Consider the following 16,511-nt stretch of genomic DNA (forward strand, 5'->3'; position numbering starts at 1 on the left):
GTCCGTCCGGGACTCCCGCCATCCCCGGACCGCGCCGCTCCCGCGGCAGGGGACGCTTCCAGCACCGCCATTCCCGAACGGCGACATCCCTGCACACGGCCTTGTCTGCGGCTAAGGTCTCGATCATGTCGGTATTGCGCAGGGGCGCGGCCTCGCCCCGGGGGTCAGCGGCCACGGTCGTCCACGCGGCGGCCAGCCCGTACGGCAGCCGGCGGCTCACCGTCGAGACCGACGGCGAGGTCACCGCGGCCTACCTGAAGGACGCGCGGGACTCGGTGGTCGGGGCGGTCTGGGTCGCGAACCACCGCGAGGCCCCGCAGGAGCTGGACGTGGCTCGGCTCGACGCGGGCCTCACACCGCTCCTCCCGGAGACCCATGTGCGCCACCCCGCCGGACGCCCCCCGCTGGACGCCGAGGCGCTGGAGGTCGTGTGGTTCGAGGAGGGCGACGGGGTCGCCGTCCTGGAGGCGGGCGACCCGCTGCTGGTGATCCCCGGCTGGTCGGACATGGGCCGCGGCATCCCGGGCTACGCGCGCGACGCCACGCTGCAGAGCCCCTTCGCCTTCCCTTTGGACGAGGAGATCGAGGACTTCGGGCCGCGCATCGAGCTAGCGCGCGAGCACTGGAAGAGGTGCCGCGCAGACGGCTCTTGGGCGGAGTTCCAGCAGTCGGTGCTCGGCCACCTGCTGCAACGTCTCGGCCCCAGCGGCCACTACTGGCACGACGTCGGACGGCAGTTGGCGAGGGGCAGGCCGAGCGTGGCCCCGACCGTAGGTGTGTCGGAGCGGCCCGCAAGGGGCGGCCGGGAGTTCACGGTTCTGAGCACGGTCGGGATGAGCCGCCAGCGGATGCCCACGGTCGAGCTGTACGAGGACGACGTCGCCCCATACGGACGCATCGAGCTGGCCGTCGCCAGCACCCTGCCCAGCCAGCGCGCGGGGAGCATCTTCCCGTGGCTGGCGCAGTACCCGTGGCGGTCGGTGACCTGGTTCGCCCCAGGGGACGTCGTGAAGTGGTACCACGAGGCGCGCACGTTCCCGCTCAGCACCGGTGAGACGTCCTGGGAAGGTGTGCTCCTCCTGGACGACCCGAACCGTCTCGCAGGTCCCGGGGCGCCTGCCATGACCGGGCTGACGCTCAACGGGGACGCCGTCCGATGGCTGTGGCTCGTCCCCATCACGGGCGAGGAGCACCGCTTCGCCAAGAGCGAGGGGTCGGACGCGCTCATACGGCGCCTGGCCCAGCAGGGCCGCTCCTGGATCGTCTCCTAGGCGACTCGTCTCTGGGAACGCCCCAGAAAACGGCCCGCAGCCGGGCCAGGGACGCTCGTCCTCCGGGGTCGCTTTAGCTAGGGACGAACAGTTCCAGCAGCAGCCAGACGACGGGAGCCGTCGCGACGAGGGAGTCGAGGCGGTCCATCACCCCGCCGTGTCCGGGCAGGAGCGTTCCCATGTCCTTGATGCCGAGATCCCGCTTGATCATCGATTCGACGAGGTCGCCGGCGGTCGCGGTGACCACGGCCGCGAGCCCGATGATCACGCCCTGCCAGACGTGGCCGCCGTCCAGGAGCCACCACACCAGCCATCCGCCGACGGCCATGCAGGTGAGGGCGGACCCGGTGACGCCCTCCCAGGTCTTCTTCGGGCTGATGGTGGGCGCCAGCTTGTGCCTGCCCAGGAAGGACCCGGCGAAGTAGCCGCCGATGTCGCTGGCGACGGTGGTGGCGATGAAGATGACGATGCGGTGGTCACCGTCCGCCGGGCGCATGAGCAGCGCGACGATCCCGCCCATCAGCACCAGGTAGCCGGCCACGAGCGACCCGGCGGTGACGTCCCGCACGTATCCGGAGGCGCCCTCGGCCATGCGCGTCATCAGCAGCGCCAGGACCGTCAGCGAGACCGCCGCGACGGTCGCCGTCGCGCCCCACACGTAGGCGACGACGGGCGTGCCGACCATGCCCGTCGCGACGGGGATGAACGGGACGCGGATGTCGCGGCTCTTGAGCGCCTCGGTCAGTTCCCGCATGCCGAGGAACAGGAACACGACCATCACGCCAAGGAAGATCTCCTTGATCGTGTACAGCGAGACCAGCACGAGGGCGCCGAGCGCGACGCCCACGCCTATGGCGATCGGGAGGTTTCGCCCTGTCCTGCTCGGAGGCTTTCCGGCGGACGTCGCGCCACCGGAAGGAGTCGCGCCGCTAGGAGTAGAGGAGTCGCCGGAGCCGTCCGGCCCCTGCCCGGGGGGCGAGTCCAGTGCTTCTCCGGGGGGTGGGCCGGCCATGTCGACCTCCGGCTCGTCCGGGGAGCCCGAGGGCTCCCCGGCGTCGTCGAGTTCCATCAGACTTCGAGCAGTTCGGCCTTCTTGTGCTCGAGCAGCTCGTCGATCTGCGCCACGTAGCGGTGCGTCGTGTCGTCGAGTTCCTTCTCGGCACGCCTGACCTCGTCCTCGCCGACCTCGCCGTCCTTGGCGAGCTTGTCGAGGGCGTCCTTGGCGCGGCGCCGGATGTTGCGGATGGAGACGCGGCTCTCCTCCGCCTTGGTTCCGGCGACCTTGATGAACTCCCTGCGGCGCTCCTCCGACAGCTCGGGGAAGACCACCCGGATGACGTTGCCGTCGTTGGTGGGGTTCACGCCGAGGTCGCTGTCGCGGATGGCCCTCTCCACGGCCTGCATGGACGACTTGTCGAAGACCTGGACGATGACCATCCGCGGCTCGGGCAGCGTGAACGACGCGAGCTGGTTGACCGGCGTCGGCGTCCCGTAGTACTCGGCGGTGATCTTGTTGAACATCGCGGGGGTGACCCGGCCGGTGCGGATGGCCTGGAAGTCCTCCTTGGCGACCGCGACCGCCTTCTCCATCTTCTCCTCGGCTTCGAGGAGGGTCTCGTCGATCACTGTGACTCCCGTGTCATCTGGTCGGCCCTGGTCCTGCGGTTCCGCGCCGCGTCCGGCGCGGTCCGGGGCTGCGGTCAGCCCTCCGCCGGGCTGACCAGCGTGCCGATCTTCTCACCCCGGACGGCCCGGACGATGTTGCCCTGCCCCATGAGGTCGAAGACCACGATGGGGAGCGCGTTGTCCATGCAGAGGCTGATGGCCGTGGCGTCCATGACCTTCAGGCCCCGCTGTAGAACTTCACCGTATTCCAAACGGTCGAACTTGACCGCGTCTGGATTCTTTCGGGGATCGGCATCGTAGACACCGTCCACTTGCGTGGCCTTCAGCACCGCCTCCGCACCGATCTCCAGCGCGCGCTGCGCGGCGGTGGTGTCGGTGGAGAAGAAGGGCTGGCCGAGCCCGGCGCCGAAGATGACCACGCGGCCCTTCTCCAGGTGCCGGATGGCGCGGCGCGGGATGTACGGCTCGGCCACCTGGCTCATGGTGATGGCGGTCTGCACGCGGGTGTCGAGCCCCAGCTTCTCCAGGAAGTCCTGCAGGGCCAGGCAGTTGATGACGGTGCCGATCATCCCCATGTAGTCGGCGCGGCCGCGGTCCATGCCGCGCTCGGCCATGACGGCGCCGCGGAACATGTTGCCGCCGCCGCACACGACCGCCACCTGCACGCCGTCCCGGACGGCTTCGGCGATCGCCTCGGCGACGTGCTGGACGACCTCCGGGTCGATGCCGAGCGGGTCGCGTCCGGCGAAGGCCTCGCCCGAGAGCTTCAGCAGCACCCTCTTCCAGCCCGAGCGGGGTGCGTGCTGGCGGGACGACGAGGCCGCCGTCGCGCTACTGGTCGTCTTGTCCGGCACGTCGGCGGCCTCCTCGTTGCGTCGCTGCTTCTGACGGGTACTCGTCTCCAGAGTGCCCTTACGCCTGCCCGACCTTGAACCGGGCGAAGCGGACGACCTTGACGCCGGCCTCGTCGAGGACCTTGGCGATCGTCTTCTTGTTGTCCTTCACGAACGCCTGCTCCACGAGCACGAAGTCGCGGAAGTAGGCGTTCACCCGGCCCTCGACGATCTTCGGGATGGCCTTCTCGGGCTTGCCCTCGTCGCGGGTGAGCTGCTCGGCGAGCGCCCGCTCCTTCTCGATCGCCTCGGCGGGGATCTCCTCGCGGGTGAGGTACTTGGGGGCCATCGCCGCGATCTGCTGGGCGACGTCCTTGGCGACCTCGGCGTTCTCGGTGTCCAGCTCGACCAGCACGCCGGTGGTCGGCGGCAGGGACGGGTCGGACTTGTGCAGGTAGCTGGCCACGTAGGCGCCCTGGAAGTGGGCGAACCGGCGCAGCTCCAGCTTCTCGCCGATCTTGGCGCTGTTCTCCTCGATCAGGGCCTGCACGGTCTTGCCGGGCTCGATCTCGGCGGCCAGCACGGCGTCGGCGTCGGCGGCGCCGCTGCCGGCGGCGAACTCGACCAGGCGCTGGGCGAGCTCGATGAACTGCGCGTTCTTGGCGACGAAGTCGGTCTCGCAGTTGAGCTCCAGCAGCGCCCCGTCACCGGAGTTCGCAAAGTGCTCGGCGACCAGTCCGTTCGCGGCGGTGCGCTCGGCGCGCTTGCCGACGTCCTTGGCGCCCTTGAGGCGCAGCAGCTCGGTCGCCTTCTCGAAGTCGCCGTCGGCCTCGGTGAGGGCGTTCTTCACGGCCATCATGCCGGAGCCGGTCAGGTCGCGCAGCCGCTTGACGTCAGCGGCGGTGAAGTTGGCCATCGCTCTCTTCGCTTCTCTCGTCGTTGGTCGTGGGACCCGCGACGGTCCCGGCGGCTCCGCACGGGAGCCGCCGGGACCGCGGGATCAAGCCTGCTCGGCCTCGGCGGCCTTCGGGGCCTCCTCGGCCGGGGCCTCCTCTGCCGGGGCGGCCTCGGCGGCGTCGGCCTGGGCCTCGGCCGGAGCCTCGGCGGCGGCCTCAGCAGGGGCCTCGGCCGGGGCCTCAGCGGGGGCCTCAGCCGGAGCCTCGGCGGGCGCCTGCGCGGCGTCCTCGGCCTCGGCGGGCTTCAGCAGGTCGCGCTCCCACTCGGCCAGGGGCTCCTCGCCGCCGGCGGCCGCGGCGGGCTTCTCGTCGCCACCGGATGCGGCGCCCGCGCGGGCGATGAGGCCGTCCGCGACGGAGTCGGCCACGACGCGGGTCAGCAGGCTGACGCTGCGGATGGCGTCGTCGTTGCCCGGGACCGGGTAGTCGACCTCGTCGGGGTCGCAGTTGGTGTCGAGGATGGCGACGACCGGGATGCCGAGCTTCTTGGCCTCGTTGACCGCGATGTGCTCCTTCTTGGTGTCCACGATCCAGATGGCGCTCGGAACCTTCGCCATGTCGCGGATACCGCCGAGGGTGCGCTCCAGCTTGTCCTTCTCGCGGCGCAGGCCGAGGAGCTCCTTCTTGGTCATGCCGGAGCCGGCCACGTCGTCGTAGTTGATCTCCTCCAGCTCCTTGAGCCGGGTGAGCCGCTTGTGGACGGTGGAGAAGTTCGTGAGCATGCCGCCCAGCCAGCGCTGGTTGACGTAGGGCATGCCGACCCGGGTGGCCTGCTCGGCGATGGACTCCTGGGCCTGCTTCTTGGTGCCGACGAACAGGATCGTCCCGCCGTGGGCCACGGTGGCCTTGACGAACTCGAAGGCGCGGTCGATGTAGGACAGCGACTGCTGCAGGTCGATGATGTAGATGCCGTTGCGCTCGGTGAGGATGAAGCGCTTCATCTTCGGGTTCCACCGGCGGGTCTGGTGGCCGAAGTGGACGCCGCTCTCAAGGAGCTGCCGCATGGTGACGACGGGTGCCATTGCCCGTGTTCTCCTTCTCTGGCCCTGCCGGGCCGCATTTGGTTGTCTGCCTGCGCCCGGGTGCTGCCCCACCGTCGCCGAGGCGACGGACCGAGGGACTGCGCCCCACCAGGTTTGCGGTGGCATGCGGACGCGTGAAATCAGCCGCCGGGATACCTCCAGGCGGCTGTGACCCGTCTCCGGGTCTGGGCCCCGCCCGCTCTGGGAGCGGCTTCTCGCCTGCCCGCCAAGGAGCGGGACGACGACGGCCTGGCCCTGACCGATGTCCTTTCGGACACCCCTACAGATTATCAGGGCGCGAAGGTGTCCGGGCCTCATCGATCCCCGCGGTTATCCACAGTTGGCGGACCATGTCGACGCGGTGGTCCGCCGCCGGGCAGGGTTCGGTCCATGACCGTGTTCTCGCTGCTCCTCACCTGCATGATCGCCATCGGCTCGCCCGGCCTGGACGCCTGGCGCTGGCCGTTAGGGCCGCCCGCTCCCCGGGTGGTCCGGGGCTTCTCGCCGCCGGCCGTCCCGTGGGGCGCGGGCCACCGCGGCGTCGACCTTGCGGCGCGTCCGGGCCAGACCGTCTACGCCGCCGGGCCGGGACGCGTCGCGTACGCCGACGATCTGGCCGGACGGGGCGTCGTGGCGATCGACCATGGCGCCCTGCGGACCACCTACCTGCCCGTCCGGCCCAGCGTCCACGTCGGCCGCCGCGTCACGTCCGGCACGCGGATCGGCGTCCTGCAGCGCGGCACCTTCCACTGCCCCATGGCGTGCCTGCACTGGGGCCTGCGCCGCGGCGCCCTGTACCTGAACCCGCTGAACCTCGTCCAGCATCAGGTCCGCCTCCTGCCTCTCTGGCAGCGGCCCTCCCGGGCGGCGGCTCCCCGCGCGGTCGATCCGCCGTCTCCGCAGTCAAGGATGGCCTTGCGCAGCGCTGCCACGGCCACGGGCGGCGCGCTCACGGGCATGGCCCTGTCCTTCGCCCTGGTCTTCGCCTGGCACCGGACCCGCATCCGCTTCCGCCTGCACCGCCGCCGCCGTCAGCCACCGGGCGTCATCAACCTCTCCCAGGAACGCCGCCTGCGGCGCACTCCCTGACCCGCCTCTCGGTCCTGCCGCCCGGCTCCGCCAGCCGGGCGGCACCCCTGCTCCAGCCCACTAGGCGCTTACGGCCGAATCGACGGAAGGAGTACCGCGCCTAGTCGGAGCGGGTTCCCCGGGGGTGGGCTTGACGGTGGACCTGCTTCAGGCGTTCGGCCGATACGTGCGTGTAGATCTGGGTCGTCTGCAGGGACGCGTGGCCGAGGATCTCTTGGACGCTCCGGAGATCGGCACCGCCCTCGAGAAGGTGGGTGGCGGCGGAGTGGCGCAGACCGTGCGGGCCGAGGTCCGGGATCCGTCCGACCTCCGAGATCCTCGAGTGGACGATCCGCCGGGCGCTCGTCGGGTGCAGGCGGCCTCCGCGTGCGCCGAGGAAGAGGGCCGGGCCGCTCTTGTCCGTCGCGAGCGCGGGGCGCCCTGCGCGCAGCCAGTCCTGGACGGCGCGGGCAGCGGGCTCTCCTAGAGGGACCGTGCGCTCACGCCCGCCCTTCCCCAGCACTCGCACGGTCCTGCGACCGGTGTCCAGGTCGTCTATGTCGAGCCCGCACAGTTCGCTCACGCGGACACCCGTCCCGTAGAGGACCTCCAGGACGGCCAGATCGCGGAGCCCCAAGGGGCCTTCGGGGTCCACGGTGTCGAGGAGGTGTGCCGCATCGTCCTGTGTGAGGACCGTGGGCAGGTCACGCCGCCGTTTAGGTGTGCCTAGGAGCAGGCCAGGGTCGTCCTCGAGGAGCCGCCGCCGGTGGAGATGGCGGGTGAAGGCGCGGACCGCGGCCGTCCGGCGAGCCAAGGTCGCCCGGGAACGGCCGAGAGCGTGTTGACGGGCGAGCCACGCCCGCAGGACCGTGACATCCAGTTCCGCCGGCTCCGTCAGACCGGCAAGGGCGGCATAGGCGCAGAGGTCGGCCAGGTCACCGAGATAGGCCCGCAGGGTGTGGGGCGAGACGTCCCGCTCGGCACGCAGATGGCGCCCGAACTCGGCGACGGCGTCCTCCAGCGCGTTGGTCACAGGCGCCACGCTGCGCCAAGGCCACGGCCGAAGCAAGCACCGACCCCCGGTTTCAAGCGAATCACCCGGAATGCCCGCAGGACGTTATCCACAGAACGCTGTTCTATGACTACTCTCCGCCACGCTCCGGCACCGTCGAAGGCCGGAGGTGAGGCCCATGAACACCCACATCGATCTCGGCCGCCGCGGCGAGGACGCCGCGGCCGCGTACCTGGCCGGGCTCGGCTGGACGATCCTCGACCGCAACTGGCGGTGCAGCGAAGGCGAGCTGGACATCATCGCCCACGACGGGCGAAGACACGTCGCATGCGAGGTGAAGACCCGCAGGTCGGCCCGATTCGGTGATCCATTCGAAGCGATCACCACCGACAAGGCCGCCCGGTTGCGGCGGCTGGCATGGCGGTGGGCGGCCGCGCACGGCGTCCGCGGCGCACAGATGCGGGTCGACGTGCTCGGCCTGATCGGCGACGGCGACGACTTCTCGATCGACCACCTCCGGGAGGTGTGCTGAATGACGCTGGCGAAGACGCGCTCGGTCTCCCTGGTCGGTGTGGACGGATTCGTCGTGGACGTCGAGGCGGCCATCACCAGCGGAGTGCCCGGCCTGCACCTCGTCGGCCTCCCCGACACCGCCCTCAGCGAGGCCCGCGACCGCGTCCGGGCGGCGATCTTCAACTCGGGCGAGGACTGGCCCAACCGCCACGTCACGGTCTCGCTGTTCCCTGCGAGCATGCCGAAGAAGGGCTCGGCCTTCGACCTGGCCATAGCGATCGCGCTGCTCGGAGCGGCGGAGGTCGTGCCCCCGCGCGGGTGCGCTGACCTGGTGCTGGTCGGCGAGCTGGGCCTGGACGGGCGCATCCGTCCCATCCAGGGCGTGCTGCCCGCGGTGCTGGCCGCCGCCAACCGCGGGTGCCGCACGGTCGTGGTCCCGCGCGCCAACGCCGCGGAGGCCGAACTCGTCCCGGACATGAAGGTCGTGCCGGCGGGCACCCTGCGCGAACTCCTGTGCTTACTGCGCGACGAACCGCCGCCCATCGAGGAGGACGGGGAGGAGGAGGGCGCCTCCGAGCCCGCGAACGGGTTCGCCCTGCGGCAGCAGGAGATCGCGCCCCACCTCGACCTGGCCGACGTCCGAGGCCAGGCCGAGGCGCGCCGCGCCCTGGAGATCAGCGCCGCGGGAGGGCACCACCTGTTCTTCGCGGGCCCTCCCGGGTGCGGGAAGACCATGCTCGCGGAACGGCTCCCGACGCTGATGCCGCCGCTCGAACCGGAGGTCGCCCTGGAGGTCACCGCGATCCACTCCGTCGCCGGCACCCTCCGGCCGGGCCAGCCGCTGATCACGCAGCCGCCGTTCTACGCGCCGCACCACACCGCCTCCCGCGCCTCGATGGTCGGCGGCGGTTCGGGACGCGTGCTCCAGCCGGGCGCGGTGTCCCTCGCACACCGCGGGATCCTGTTCCTGGACGAGGCCCCGGAGTTCATGGCCGGGACGCTCGACGCCCTCCGGCAGCCGCTGGAGGAGGGCGAAGTGCGGATCAGCCGCATCGAGGGCATGGCGCACTTCCCCGCACGGTTCACGCTCGTCCTCGCGGCGAATCCGTGCCCGTGCGCCGCGGCGAAGCAGATCGACTGCTCCTGCGCCCCGGGCGTCCGCCGCAAGTACGCCAGCCGGTTGTCCGGCCCCCTCCTCGACCGCATCGACCTCAAACTGGAGCTCACCCCGGCCAGCCGGGCCGAGCTCCGCTACGACCTGGAGTTCGCCGAGTCGAGCAAGGTCGTGGCCGAACGGGTCATGTCGGCCCGCGAGCGAACGATGAGGCGCCTGGCCGGCACCCCGTGGCGGTCCAACTCCGAGGTCCCCGGGCCGGAGCTGCGCCGCCGCTTCACCCCGGCCCAGGAGGCGATGCAGGGAGTCGACGAGGCCCTGCAACGAGGCACCCTCAGCGCACGCGGCCTCGACCGGGTCCTGCGGGTGGCGTGGACGATCGCCGACCTCGCGGGCCACGACGAACCCGGGCCCGACGACGTCGGCGGCGCGCTCACCCTCTGGTCGGCGGGGCGCCAATGAGCGACGAGCGAACCGCCCGCGCCACCCTGACGGCGGTCGCCGAGCCCGGCGACGCCTTCCTCAACCGCATGATCGACCACTGCGGTCCCGAAGAGTCGCTGGAGGCGATCCGAACCACGCGGGTCCCGCCCGGCGTGCCGGCCACACCCCTGGAGGCACGGCGTCTCGACACCTGGCGGATCCGCCTCATCGCCGCCGAACCCGACCAGGACATGGCCGTGTGCGCCCGGTTCCGCGGCCGCCTCATCTGCCCGGGAGAGCCCGAATGGCCGACGACCCTCGACGACCTCGGCCTCGGGCGCCCGTACGCCCTGTGGCTGCGCGGCCCCGGCGACCTGCGCTACAGCTGCCTGCGTTCGGTCGCCATCGTCGGTTCCCGCGCCGCGTCCCCCTACGGTCTGCGCGCCGCCGCCGACTTCGCGTCCGAGCTCGCCGACCGGGGGTGGACGGTGGTCTCCGGCGGCGCCCTCGGCATCGACGCGGCCGCCCACCGCGGCTCCCTGGCCGCCGACGGCCCGACGGTCGCGGTCCTGGCGAACGGGGTGGACGTCCCCTATCCGGCGTCCAACGAGGGGCTCTTCGCCGAGATGGCGCGGCGAGCACTGCTGGTGAGCGAGTCGCCGCCGGGCACCCACCCGCACCGCCTCCGCTTCCTCGTCCGCAACCGGGTGATCGCCGCCCTCTCCCGCGGCACCGTCATCGTCGAGGCGGAGGCGCGCAGCGGCGCCCTCAACACCGCGAGCTGGGCCGCCAGGCTCGGCCGCGTGGTGATGGCCGTCCCGGGCCCGATCACCTCGCGCTCCTCGGTCGGCTGCCACCGCCTCCTGCGCGAGGAGGCCACCACCCTGGTCACCCGCCCCGAGGAGATCATCGAGGCCGTCGGCCGCATCGGCGCCGACCTGGCCCCTCCCCCGGCCACCCCCGTCCTGCCCCGCGACCGCCTGGAACCGGTCACCCGCTCCGTCCTGGAGGCGTTCCCGGCCCGCGGCACCGCCGGCCCCGCCCAGCTCGCCGTCAAGGCGGGCGTGGACCTGAGCACCGTCAACGCCAAACTCGGCCTCCTCGCCGCCGGCGGCTTCATAGAACGCACACCCTCCGGCTGGCGCCTGACAAAGTCCGGCAAGTCGAACAGCCCACCCGAACCGCCCCCACCCGCTCGCTCGGACGCCGGCAACGCCCCCTCCCAGGAGCCCCGATGAGCCACCCCGATCCCCCATGCTCACCCGCCAAGAGCGGACCGAAGCCGTCAGAGGAAGCAGCGCAAAGCCCCACCCACCAAACGCATGGGCCCGAAAATCCGCAGGTGATGGCCGCCCCCACACGGGACCGGACGGCAGAGGATCTCATCGCGATCGCGTCGGGAGACCGCCACAGCACGCGCCCGGAAGCCCTCGGGTACGAACCGGACGGCAGCGGAACTCATCGCGATCGCGATAGGAGCCCGCCACTGCACACGCTCGAGACGCCGCCGGGTACAAACCGGACGGCAGAGGATCTCATTGCGATCGCGATGGAAGACCACCGCAGCACCCGCCCGGGACGCCGTCGAGTACGGACCGGACGACAGCGGAACCCATCGCGATCGCGTTCGCAGACCGCCACAGCATGCGCCCGGGACGCCGTCGGGCGTCGAAGCGGGCTACTGGTCGGCGGGGAGTTCGAAGTCGCTCTTCGCCAGTTCCTCGACGTTGACGTCCTTGAACGTGACGACGCGGACGTTCTTGACGAAGCGGGCCGGACGGTACATGTCCCAGACCCACGCGTCCTGCATGGTGACCTCGAAGAAGACCTCGCCGTTGTCGACGCTGCGCACCTGGAGGTCGACCGAGTTCGTGAGGTAGAACCTGCGCTCGGTCTCGACGACGTAGCTGAACAGCCCGAGGACGTCGCGGTACTCGCGATAGAGCTGCAGCTCCATCTCGGTCTCGTACTTCTCGAGATCCTCCGCGCTCACGCTCGTGCCCCTTCCGTGCGGTCCTGGTCGGGGAGTTCCCCCTCGGTCTCCTCCTCCAGGACCACATCTCCATTGTTGCGCAAGGCACGCCCGACATTGACGTAGGAGAACCGATGCTCAGGACACGGGCCGTGCGCGGCGAGCGCCTTGCCGTGCGCACGGGTCACATAGCCCTTGTGGACGTCGAAGCCGTACTCCGGATACCGCTCATGGAGATCCACCATGATCCGGTCCCTGGTGACCTTCGCGACGATGGACGCCGCGGCGACGCAGGCCGCGACCTGGTCGCCCTTGATCATCGGAAGCCCGGGGACGTCCAGCCCCGGCACCGGGAACCCGTCGCTGATCACATACGCGGGACGCTTGTCGAGGGCGGCAAGCGCCCGCCGCATCCCGGTGACGTTGCACCGGTGCAGGCCTATCCGGTCGATGTCGTGGCACGGGATCACGATGGCGCTCCACGCGTAGGCACGCTCGGTGATCTCCGCGTACAGCCGCTCCCGGCGCGCGGGGGTGAGCAGCTTGGAGTCCGTGAGGCCCTCGATCTTGCCCCGTCCGCCCTGGAGGATCACCGCGGCGACGACCATCGGTCCGGCACAAGCCCCCCGCCCCGCCTCGTCGACGCCGGCGACGGGGCTGAAACCGGCGTGACCGAGAGCCCGCTCGTACGCGAACAGCCCTGCGTCCCGGCGCGGCGTGAAGCGGAGTGGACGACCGTTCATGCTCCGCAGCGTACGTCCCACCATGCCCCGACCGCTCCCCGAACGCACCCCTTCCTCGCGTATGCCCCACCCCACCGAAATCCACCCAACCCAGAACGCAGCCCGCCCCAGGGGTCAAGATCAAAACGCGGGCAGCACTCCATAACCCCGCACCCGGCAAACCGTCGCCGGAGCAACGCGATCCTGTGGACGCGGAACGGGCCGCCGACCTCAGGCACCAGGGCCCGAGTCAGGCACTGGCCGGAGCCGCCGAGCGACCCAGCGAACCCCAGACGCCGCGTCCAGACCTCCCGATCACGCGGTGGCAAAACCTTGCGTCAAGCCGCGCCACGTGGACGCACCTCAGCAGCTACGGCCCGAGGCCCCGCCCGACCCCGCCGCCTCCAGGCGCCGCGCTCAGAACCCCGGGCTATGCAGCGGCCAGACCCACCGTCGAACCGACCGGCGCAACGACGCAGCCCAGCAGCCGCAGGCCAAGGCCCCCGCGCCACCCGGCCACCCCCAGGCACCGCCTCCAGAAACCCGGCTTTTGCAGCGGACAGACCTACCGTCGAGCCGACCGCGCAAGGACGCGGCCCAGCAGTCACGGGCCAAGGCCCCCCACCTGGCTGCTCCAGGTGCGCGTCCAAAGCTCTTGGGCATGCAGTTGCCAGGCCTGCTGACCGAGACGGTCTTCGTTTGGGCGCAGCGAAGTGGGGGCGCGGTTTGAGCCCCGTCCTGCACCGGGCGGGGTCTTCTCCGCCGGGTGGGCGGCTGCGGTCCGGCGGCGCCTGTTGCGGTCGGTTGGGCTCTGGGCGGCTACGTCGGGGTGGCCAGGAATCTTCTTCTTGCCGCTGGAACGCGCGCTCGCGGCTGGAAGGTCACCTAGAGGAGTTAATTGTCGAGGATTTGGCGAGCGGCTGACCTTCATGTGGCGCGGCCGGCCTGGGGCCAGGAACCGGGAGGCCCGGATGGGCACGCCTACCGTGAGTGTCCATCGCACCGATCTGAGCGGCCACCTCGGCTCCGTTCCCGGAGCGGTCGGGCGGCTTTCGGTTGGGTCGGCGGCGCTGGGCGGGCGTCAGTGGCGGTGGTGGCGGCGTCTCAGGTAGGCCAGGGGCAGGGTGCAGAGGATGCCCAGGGCGTAGGGAGCGGCGGGAAGTGCGGCGGCGGCGCCGGTCTTCGTCAGGCCGGATTGTTTGAAGGTGTCCGGGATCGGCAGGGTGCCGAGGCGGTCCAGGGGCCAGACGATCACGAAGGCGCGACCGATGACGCGGTCGACCGGGATGGTGCCGCCGCCCGGGTCGCCGCGGTGGGAGCGGGAGTCGTAGGACAGTTCGCGGTGGTCGCCCATCACCCAGAGCTGACCCGGCTTCACGGTGACGTCGAAGGGGTCGTTGGAGGGCTTGTTCTGCTCGTGGGTGATCGGATCGGTGAAGAGGTAGGACTTCTCGTCGAGTGGGACGCCGTTGACGGTCACGCGGCCCTTGGCGTCGCAGCACTTGACGTGGTCGCCGGGGATGCCGATGACGCGCTTGATGTAGTCCTTCTCGTTGGGCGCGACGCCGAAGGCGGTGCCGACGGCGCGCAGAGCCTTGGAGACCGGGTTGCTGGGCTCGTTGACCTGGACCTCGGGGTCCCAGGAGTCGAGGCCGTTGAAGACGATGACGTCGCCGCGGGCGATGTCCCGGGTGTGGTAGACGATCTTGTTCACGAGGACGCGGTCGCCGACCTGGAGGGTGTTCTCCATGGAGCCCGACGGGATGTAGAACGCCTGGACCGCGAACGCCTTGATGACAAGGGCGAGCACGACGGCGACCACGATGAGGACGGGAAGCTCTTTCCAGAAGGAGCCCTGCTTCTTCTTGCGCTTGCCGTCTTCTTCGGGTTCGTCGGCCGTCTCATCGGCCGAGTCCACGGGCTCCTTCTCTTCGGGCGCCGCGCCCTCGGCTTCGGATCGCACGTCTCTCCGATCGTCCTCGTCGGTCATCAGAGCAAAAGCCTAGCGGCGGTGTGCCCGTGGGACGGTGCGCGCGGGCGTGTCGCCGACGACCAAGTTGATCATCTCGGTCCAGAACGGGCAACGCCCCGGGCACCGTCGCGGGTTCCCGGGGCGTCGTGGTCCATCGGCTCAGTGCTCGCGCTTCTCCTTGATGCGCGCGGCCTTGCCGCGCAGGTTGCGCAGGTAGTAGAGCTTGGCGCGGCGGACGTCGCCGCGGGTGACGACCTCGATCTTGTCGATGGAGGGGCTGTTCAGCGGGAACGTCCGCTCGACGCCGACGCTGTAGCTGACCTTCCGGACGGTGAAGGTCTCGCGGGCGCCGCCGCCCTGCCGCCGGATCACCACGCCCTGGAACACCTGGATACGGCTCCGGTTGCCCTCGGTGACACGCACGTGCACCTTCAGCGTGTCGCCCGGACGGAAGTCCGGGACGTCGGCGCGCATCGCGGCCTTCTCGATCTCCTGGATCAGGGTGTGCATCGCAGCGGTTCCTCATGGTCGAACGCGGGCGTCGAGAGGCCCCGGTGGGTCCTTCGTGGGGGCGTCGCGCCGCGGAGAGTGGTCTTCGGGTGCCGTGCGGTCTGGACGCACGGACGCCTTAGTCTGCCATACCTTCGCCGTCAACCGGAAAACCGGCCTCGCGCAGCACGGCGCGGTCATGCTTGTCGAGGGCCTCCGGCGCCAGGCGGGAGAGAAGTTCGGGCCGGTGCCGGGCCGTCCGGCGCAGCGCCTCGTCGCGCCGCCAGCGGGCGATCGCGCCGTGGTGGCCGGAGAGGAGGATGTCCGGAACAGGCCGCTCGCGCCAGACGGGCGGCTTGGTGTAGACGGGTCCTTCCAGCAGCGACTCCATGGCGCCCGGGGCGAAGGAGTCGTCGGCGACGGAGTCGGCGTTGCCGAGGACGCCGGGCAGCAGGCGGCCGATCGCCTCCACCATGACGAGGACGGCGACCTCCCCGCCGGCGAGGACGAAGTCGCCCAGGCTGACCTCGTCCACCGGCATCCGGGTGCGGGCCTCCTCGGCGACGCGGGTGTCGATCCCCTCGTAGCGTCCGCAGGCGAAGACCAGCCACGGCTCGGCCGCGTACCGCACCGCGTCCGCCTGCGTGAACGGCCGCCCGCTCGGCGTCGGAATGATCAGCCGCGGGACCGTTGCGGGCGCCGCCCCGGCGCCGAACTCACGGGCCCCGGACTCGTCGGTTCCGGGCGCGGGCTCGGGGTGGGGCTCGGCGGTTGGGGTCGTGGGGGGGACGAGGGTGTCTAGGGCCTCGCCCCAGGGGTCGGGTTTCATGACCATGCCGGGGCCGCCGCCGTAGGGGGTGTCGTCGACGGTGCGGTGCCGGTCGTGGGTCCAGTCGCGCAGGTCGTGGACGCGGACGTCCAGCAGTCCGGCGCGCCGAGCCTTGCCCAGGAGGGAGATGTCCAGGGGGGCGAAGTACTCGGGGAAGATCGTGACGATGTCGAGTTTCATGATTCGTCGAGCAGACCGGGGGGCGGATCGATGACGAGCCGCCCCCCGGGAACGTCCACCTCGGGGACGAGCGCGGCCACGAAGGGGACCAGCGTCTCGCCTCCGGCCCCGCGCACGACCAGGAGGTCCTGGCCGTGGTGCAGGACGTCCGCGACCTGGCCGACCTCGGTCCCGTCCGTGGTGACCACGGCGAGTCCGAGCAGTTCCTGGTCGTGGAAGTCGTCCGGGTCGGCGGACGGGGAGATGTCACCGGGGTCGACGACGAGCCACGTGCCGCGCAGTTCCTCCGCGGCGTCGCGGTCGCCGATCCCGGCGAAGCGCACGAGCAGGCGTCCCGAATGCCAGCGTTTCCGCTCGATGGTGAGCGGACCGGCGGTGACGGGGTCGGTGGCGATCTCCGTGCCCGGGGCGAACCGGGACTCCGGCTCGTCCGTGCGGACGTCGACGGCGACCTCGCCGCGAACCCCGTGCGGCCGCCCGATCCGTCCCACCACGAGCGGTTCGCTCAT

The 16,511-nt window shown here is 71.1% G+C and carries 17 protein-coding genes; 5 read left to right on the plus strand and 12 right to left on the minus strand.

The annotated features are described in order from the left end of the window. Nucleotides 1-125: 125 nt before the first annotated feature. Nucleotides 126-1,271 (plus strand): suppressor of fused domain protein, encoded by a 1,146-nt coding sequence (locus tag K4S16_RS06380; RefSeq protein ID WP_149257786.1) that lies wholly within the window; start codon nucleotides 126-128, stop codon nucleotides 1,269-1,271. Between the two features lie 73 nt (nucleotides 1,272-1,344). Here K4S16_RS06380 and K4S16_RS06385 read toward each other — a convergent pair whose 3' ends face one another. The 5 genes from K4S16_RS06385 to rpsB form a co-directional block, all read right to left on the minus strand. After that, nucleotides 1,345-2,340, minus strand: a complete 996-nt coding sequence (locus tag K4S16_RS06385) for a phosphatidate cytidylyltransferase (protein ID WP_235036604.1) — start codon at nucleotides 2,338-2,340, stop codon at nucleotides 1,345-1,347. Further along, nucleotides 2,340-2,897, minus strand: coding sequence for a ribosome recycling factor (gene frr, locus K4S16_RS06390; RefSeq protein ID WP_149257787.1), 558 nt, complete (start codon nucleotides 2,895-2,897; stop codon nucleotides 2,340-2,342). Before frr ends, K4S16_RS06385 begins: the two co-directional genes overlap by 1 nt. A gap of 74 nt (nucleotides 2,898-2,971) precedes the next feature. Then, a complete protein-coding gene (pyrH, locus tag K4S16_RS06395) occupies nucleotides 2,972-3,751 on the minus strand; it encodes a UMP kinase (RefSeq protein WP_149257788.1) in 780 nt (259 codons plus the stop codon). A gap of 58 nt (nucleotides 3,752-3,809) precedes the next feature. Further along, nucleotides 3,810-4,646, minus strand: coding sequence for a translation elongation factor Ts (tsf, locus tag K4S16_RS06400; protein WP_149257789.1), 837 nt, complete (start codon nucleotides 4,644-4,646; stop codon nucleotides 3,810-3,812). A gap of 84 nt (nucleotides 4,647-4,730) precedes the next feature. Then, nucleotides 4,731-5,708 carry a 30S ribosomal protein S2 gene (rpsB, locus tag K4S16_RS06405; protein WP_149257790.1) on the minus strand — a complete coding sequence of 326 codons (978 nt, stop codon included), beginning with the start codon at nucleotides 5,706-5,708 and terminating at the stop codon, nucleotides 4,731-4,733. Nucleotides 5,709-6,098: 390 nt separating this feature from the next. On the opposite strand from rpsB, the gene K4S16_RS06410 reads away from it, so the two are divergent. Next, entirely contained in the window at nucleotides 6,099-6,797 is a 699-nt protein-coding gene (locus K4S16_RS06410; RefSeq protein ID WP_149257791.1) for a murein hydrolase activator EnvC, read from the plus strand. A gap of 100 nt (nucleotides 6,798-6,897) precedes the next feature. On the opposite strand, the gene K4S16_RS06415 is transcribed toward K4S16_RS06410, so the two are convergent. Continuing rightward, nucleotides 6,898-7,809 carry a tyrosine recombinase XerC gene (locus tag K4S16_RS06415; RefSeq protein WP_235036605.1) on the minus strand — a complete coding sequence of 304 codons (912 nt, stop codon included), beginning with the start codon at nucleotides 7,807-7,809 and terminating at the stop codon, nucleotides 6,898-6,900. A gap of 157 nt (nucleotides 7,810-7,966) precedes the next feature. On the opposite strand from K4S16_RS06415, the gene K4S16_RS06420 reads away from it, so the two are divergent. From K4S16_RS06420 to dprA, 3 genes are read left to right on the plus strand one after another with little or no spacing between them, the layout of a single operon-like run. Then, complete coding sequence (locus K4S16_RS06420) at nucleotides 7,967-8,320, plus strand: YraN family protein (RefSeq protein ID WP_149257792.1); 354 nt, start codon at nucleotides 7,967-7,969, stop codon at nucleotides 8,318-8,320. After that, nucleotides 8,321-9,877 carry a YifB family Mg chelatase-like AAA ATPase gene (locus tag K4S16_RS06425; protein ID WP_149257793.1) on the plus strand — a complete coding sequence of 519 codons (1,557 nt, stop codon included), beginning with the start codon at nucleotides 8,321-8,323 and terminating at the stop codon, nucleotides 9,875-9,877. Then, nucleotides 9,874-11,076: a DNA-processing protein DprA gene (gene dprA, locus K4S16_RS06430; protein ID WP_149257794.1), complete on the plus strand. Its 1,203-nt coding sequence runs from the start codon at nucleotides 9,874-9,876 to the stop codon at nucleotides 11,074-11,076. The genes K4S16_RS06425 and dprA overlap by 4 nt, the downstream gene beginning before the upstream one ends. Nucleotides 11,077-11,516: 440 nt before the next feature. Here dprA and K4S16_RS06435 read toward each other — a convergent pair whose 3' ends face one another. From K4S16_RS06435 to rimM, 6 genes are all read right to left on the minus strand, one after another. Beyond that, nucleotides 11,517-11,831 carry a DUF2469 domain-containing protein gene (locus K4S16_RS06435; RefSeq protein ID WP_149257795.1) on the minus strand — a complete coding sequence of 105 codons (315 nt, stop codon included), beginning with the start codon at nucleotides 11,829-11,831 and terminating at the stop codon, nucleotides 11,517-11,519. Further along, the gene (locus tag K4S16_RS06440; protein ID WP_149257796.1) at nucleotides 11,828-12,553 is read right to left on the minus strand and encodes a ribonuclease HII; all 726 of its coding nucleotides are present in this window, start codon (nucleotides 12,551-12,553) and stop codon (nucleotides 11,828-11,830) included. The genes K4S16_RS06435 and K4S16_RS06440 overlap by 4 nt, the downstream gene beginning before the upstream one ends. Before the next feature lie 1,060 nt (nucleotides 12,554-13,613). Then, the gene (gene lepB / locus K4S16_RS06445; RefSeq protein WP_149257797.1) at nucleotides 13,614-14,522 is read right to left on the minus strand and encodes a signal peptidase I; all 909 of its coding nucleotides are present in this window, start codon (nucleotides 14,520-14,522) and stop codon (nucleotides 13,614-13,616) included. A gap of 141 nt (nucleotides 14,523-14,663) precedes the next feature. Next, the gene (gene rplS / locus K4S16_RS06450) at nucleotides 14,664-15,014 is read right to left on the minus strand and encodes a 50S ribosomal protein L19 (RefSeq protein ID WP_149257798.1); all 351 of its coding nucleotides are present in this window, start codon (nucleotides 15,012-15,014) and stop codon (nucleotides 14,664-14,666) included. A gap of 118 nt (nucleotides 15,015-15,132) precedes the next feature. After that, a complete protein-coding gene (trmD, locus tag K4S16_RS06455) occupies nucleotides 15,133-16,002 on the minus strand; it encodes a tRNA (guanosine(37)-N1)-methyltransferase TrmD (RefSeq protein WP_149257799.1) in 870 nt (289 codons plus the stop codon). After that, entirely contained in the window at nucleotides 15,999-16,511 is a 513-nt protein-coding gene (rimM, locus tag K4S16_RS06460; RefSeq protein WP_149257800.1) for a ribosome maturation factor RimM, read from the minus strand. Before rimM ends, trmD begins: the two co-directional genes overlap by 4 nt.

The sequence above is a fragment of the Actinomadura sp. K4S16 genome (genome assembly GCF_008327685.1).
Lineage (GTDB): Bacteria > Actinomycetota > Actinomycetes > Streptosporangiales > Streptosporangiaceae > Spirillospora.

Coding starts and splice junctions, on each gene's coding strand:
- K4S16_RS06440 (WP_149257796.1), bottom strand. CDS start 12,553: ATGAACGGTCGTCCACTCCGCTTCACGCCGCGCCGGGACGCAGGGCTG.
- rplS (WP_149257798.1), bottom strand. CDS start 15,014: ATGCACACCCTGATCCAGGAGATCGAGAAGGCCGCGATGCGCGCCGAC.
- lepB (WP_149257797.1), bottom strand. CDS start 14,522: ATGACCGACGAGGACGATCGGAGAGACGTGCGATCCGAAGCCGAGGGC.
- tsf (WP_149257789.1), bottom strand. CDS start 4,646: ATGGCCAACTTCACCGCCGCTGACGTCAAGCGGCTGCGCGACCTGACC.
- dprA (WP_149257794.1), top strand. CDS start 9,874: ATGAGCGACGAGCGAACCGCCCGCGCCACCCTGACGGCGGTCGCCGAG.
- rimM (WP_149257800.1), bottom strand. CDS start 16,511: ATGAGCGAACCGCTCGTGGTGGGACGGATCGGGCGGCCGCACGGGGTT.
- K4S16_RS06420 (WP_149257792.1), top strand. CDS start 7,967: ATGAACACCCACATCGATCTCGGCCGCCGCGGCGAGGACGCCGCGGCC.
- K4S16_RS06385 (WP_235036604.1), bottom strand. CDS start 2,340: ATGGAACTCGACGACGCCGGGGAGCCCTCGGGCTCCCCGGACGAGCCG.
- trmD (WP_149257799.1), bottom strand. CDS start 16,002: ATGAAACTCGACATCGTCACGATCTTCCCCGAGTACTTCGCCCCCCTG.
- K4S16_RS06410 (WP_149257791.1), top strand. CDS start 6,099: ATGACCGTGTTCTCGCTGCTCCTCACCTGCATGATCGCCATCGGCTCG.
- K4S16_RS06380 (WP_149257786.1), top strand. CDS start 126: ATGTCGGTATTGCGCAGGGGCGCGGCCTCGCCCCGGGGGTCAGCGGCC.
- rpsB (WP_149257790.1), bottom strand. CDS start 5,708: ATGGCACCCGTCGTCACCATGCGGCAGCTCCTTGAGAGCGGCGTCCAC.
- K4S16_RS06425 (WP_149257793.1), top strand. CDS start 8,321: ATGACGCTGGCGAAGACGCGCTCGGTCTCCCTGGTCGGTGTGGACGGA.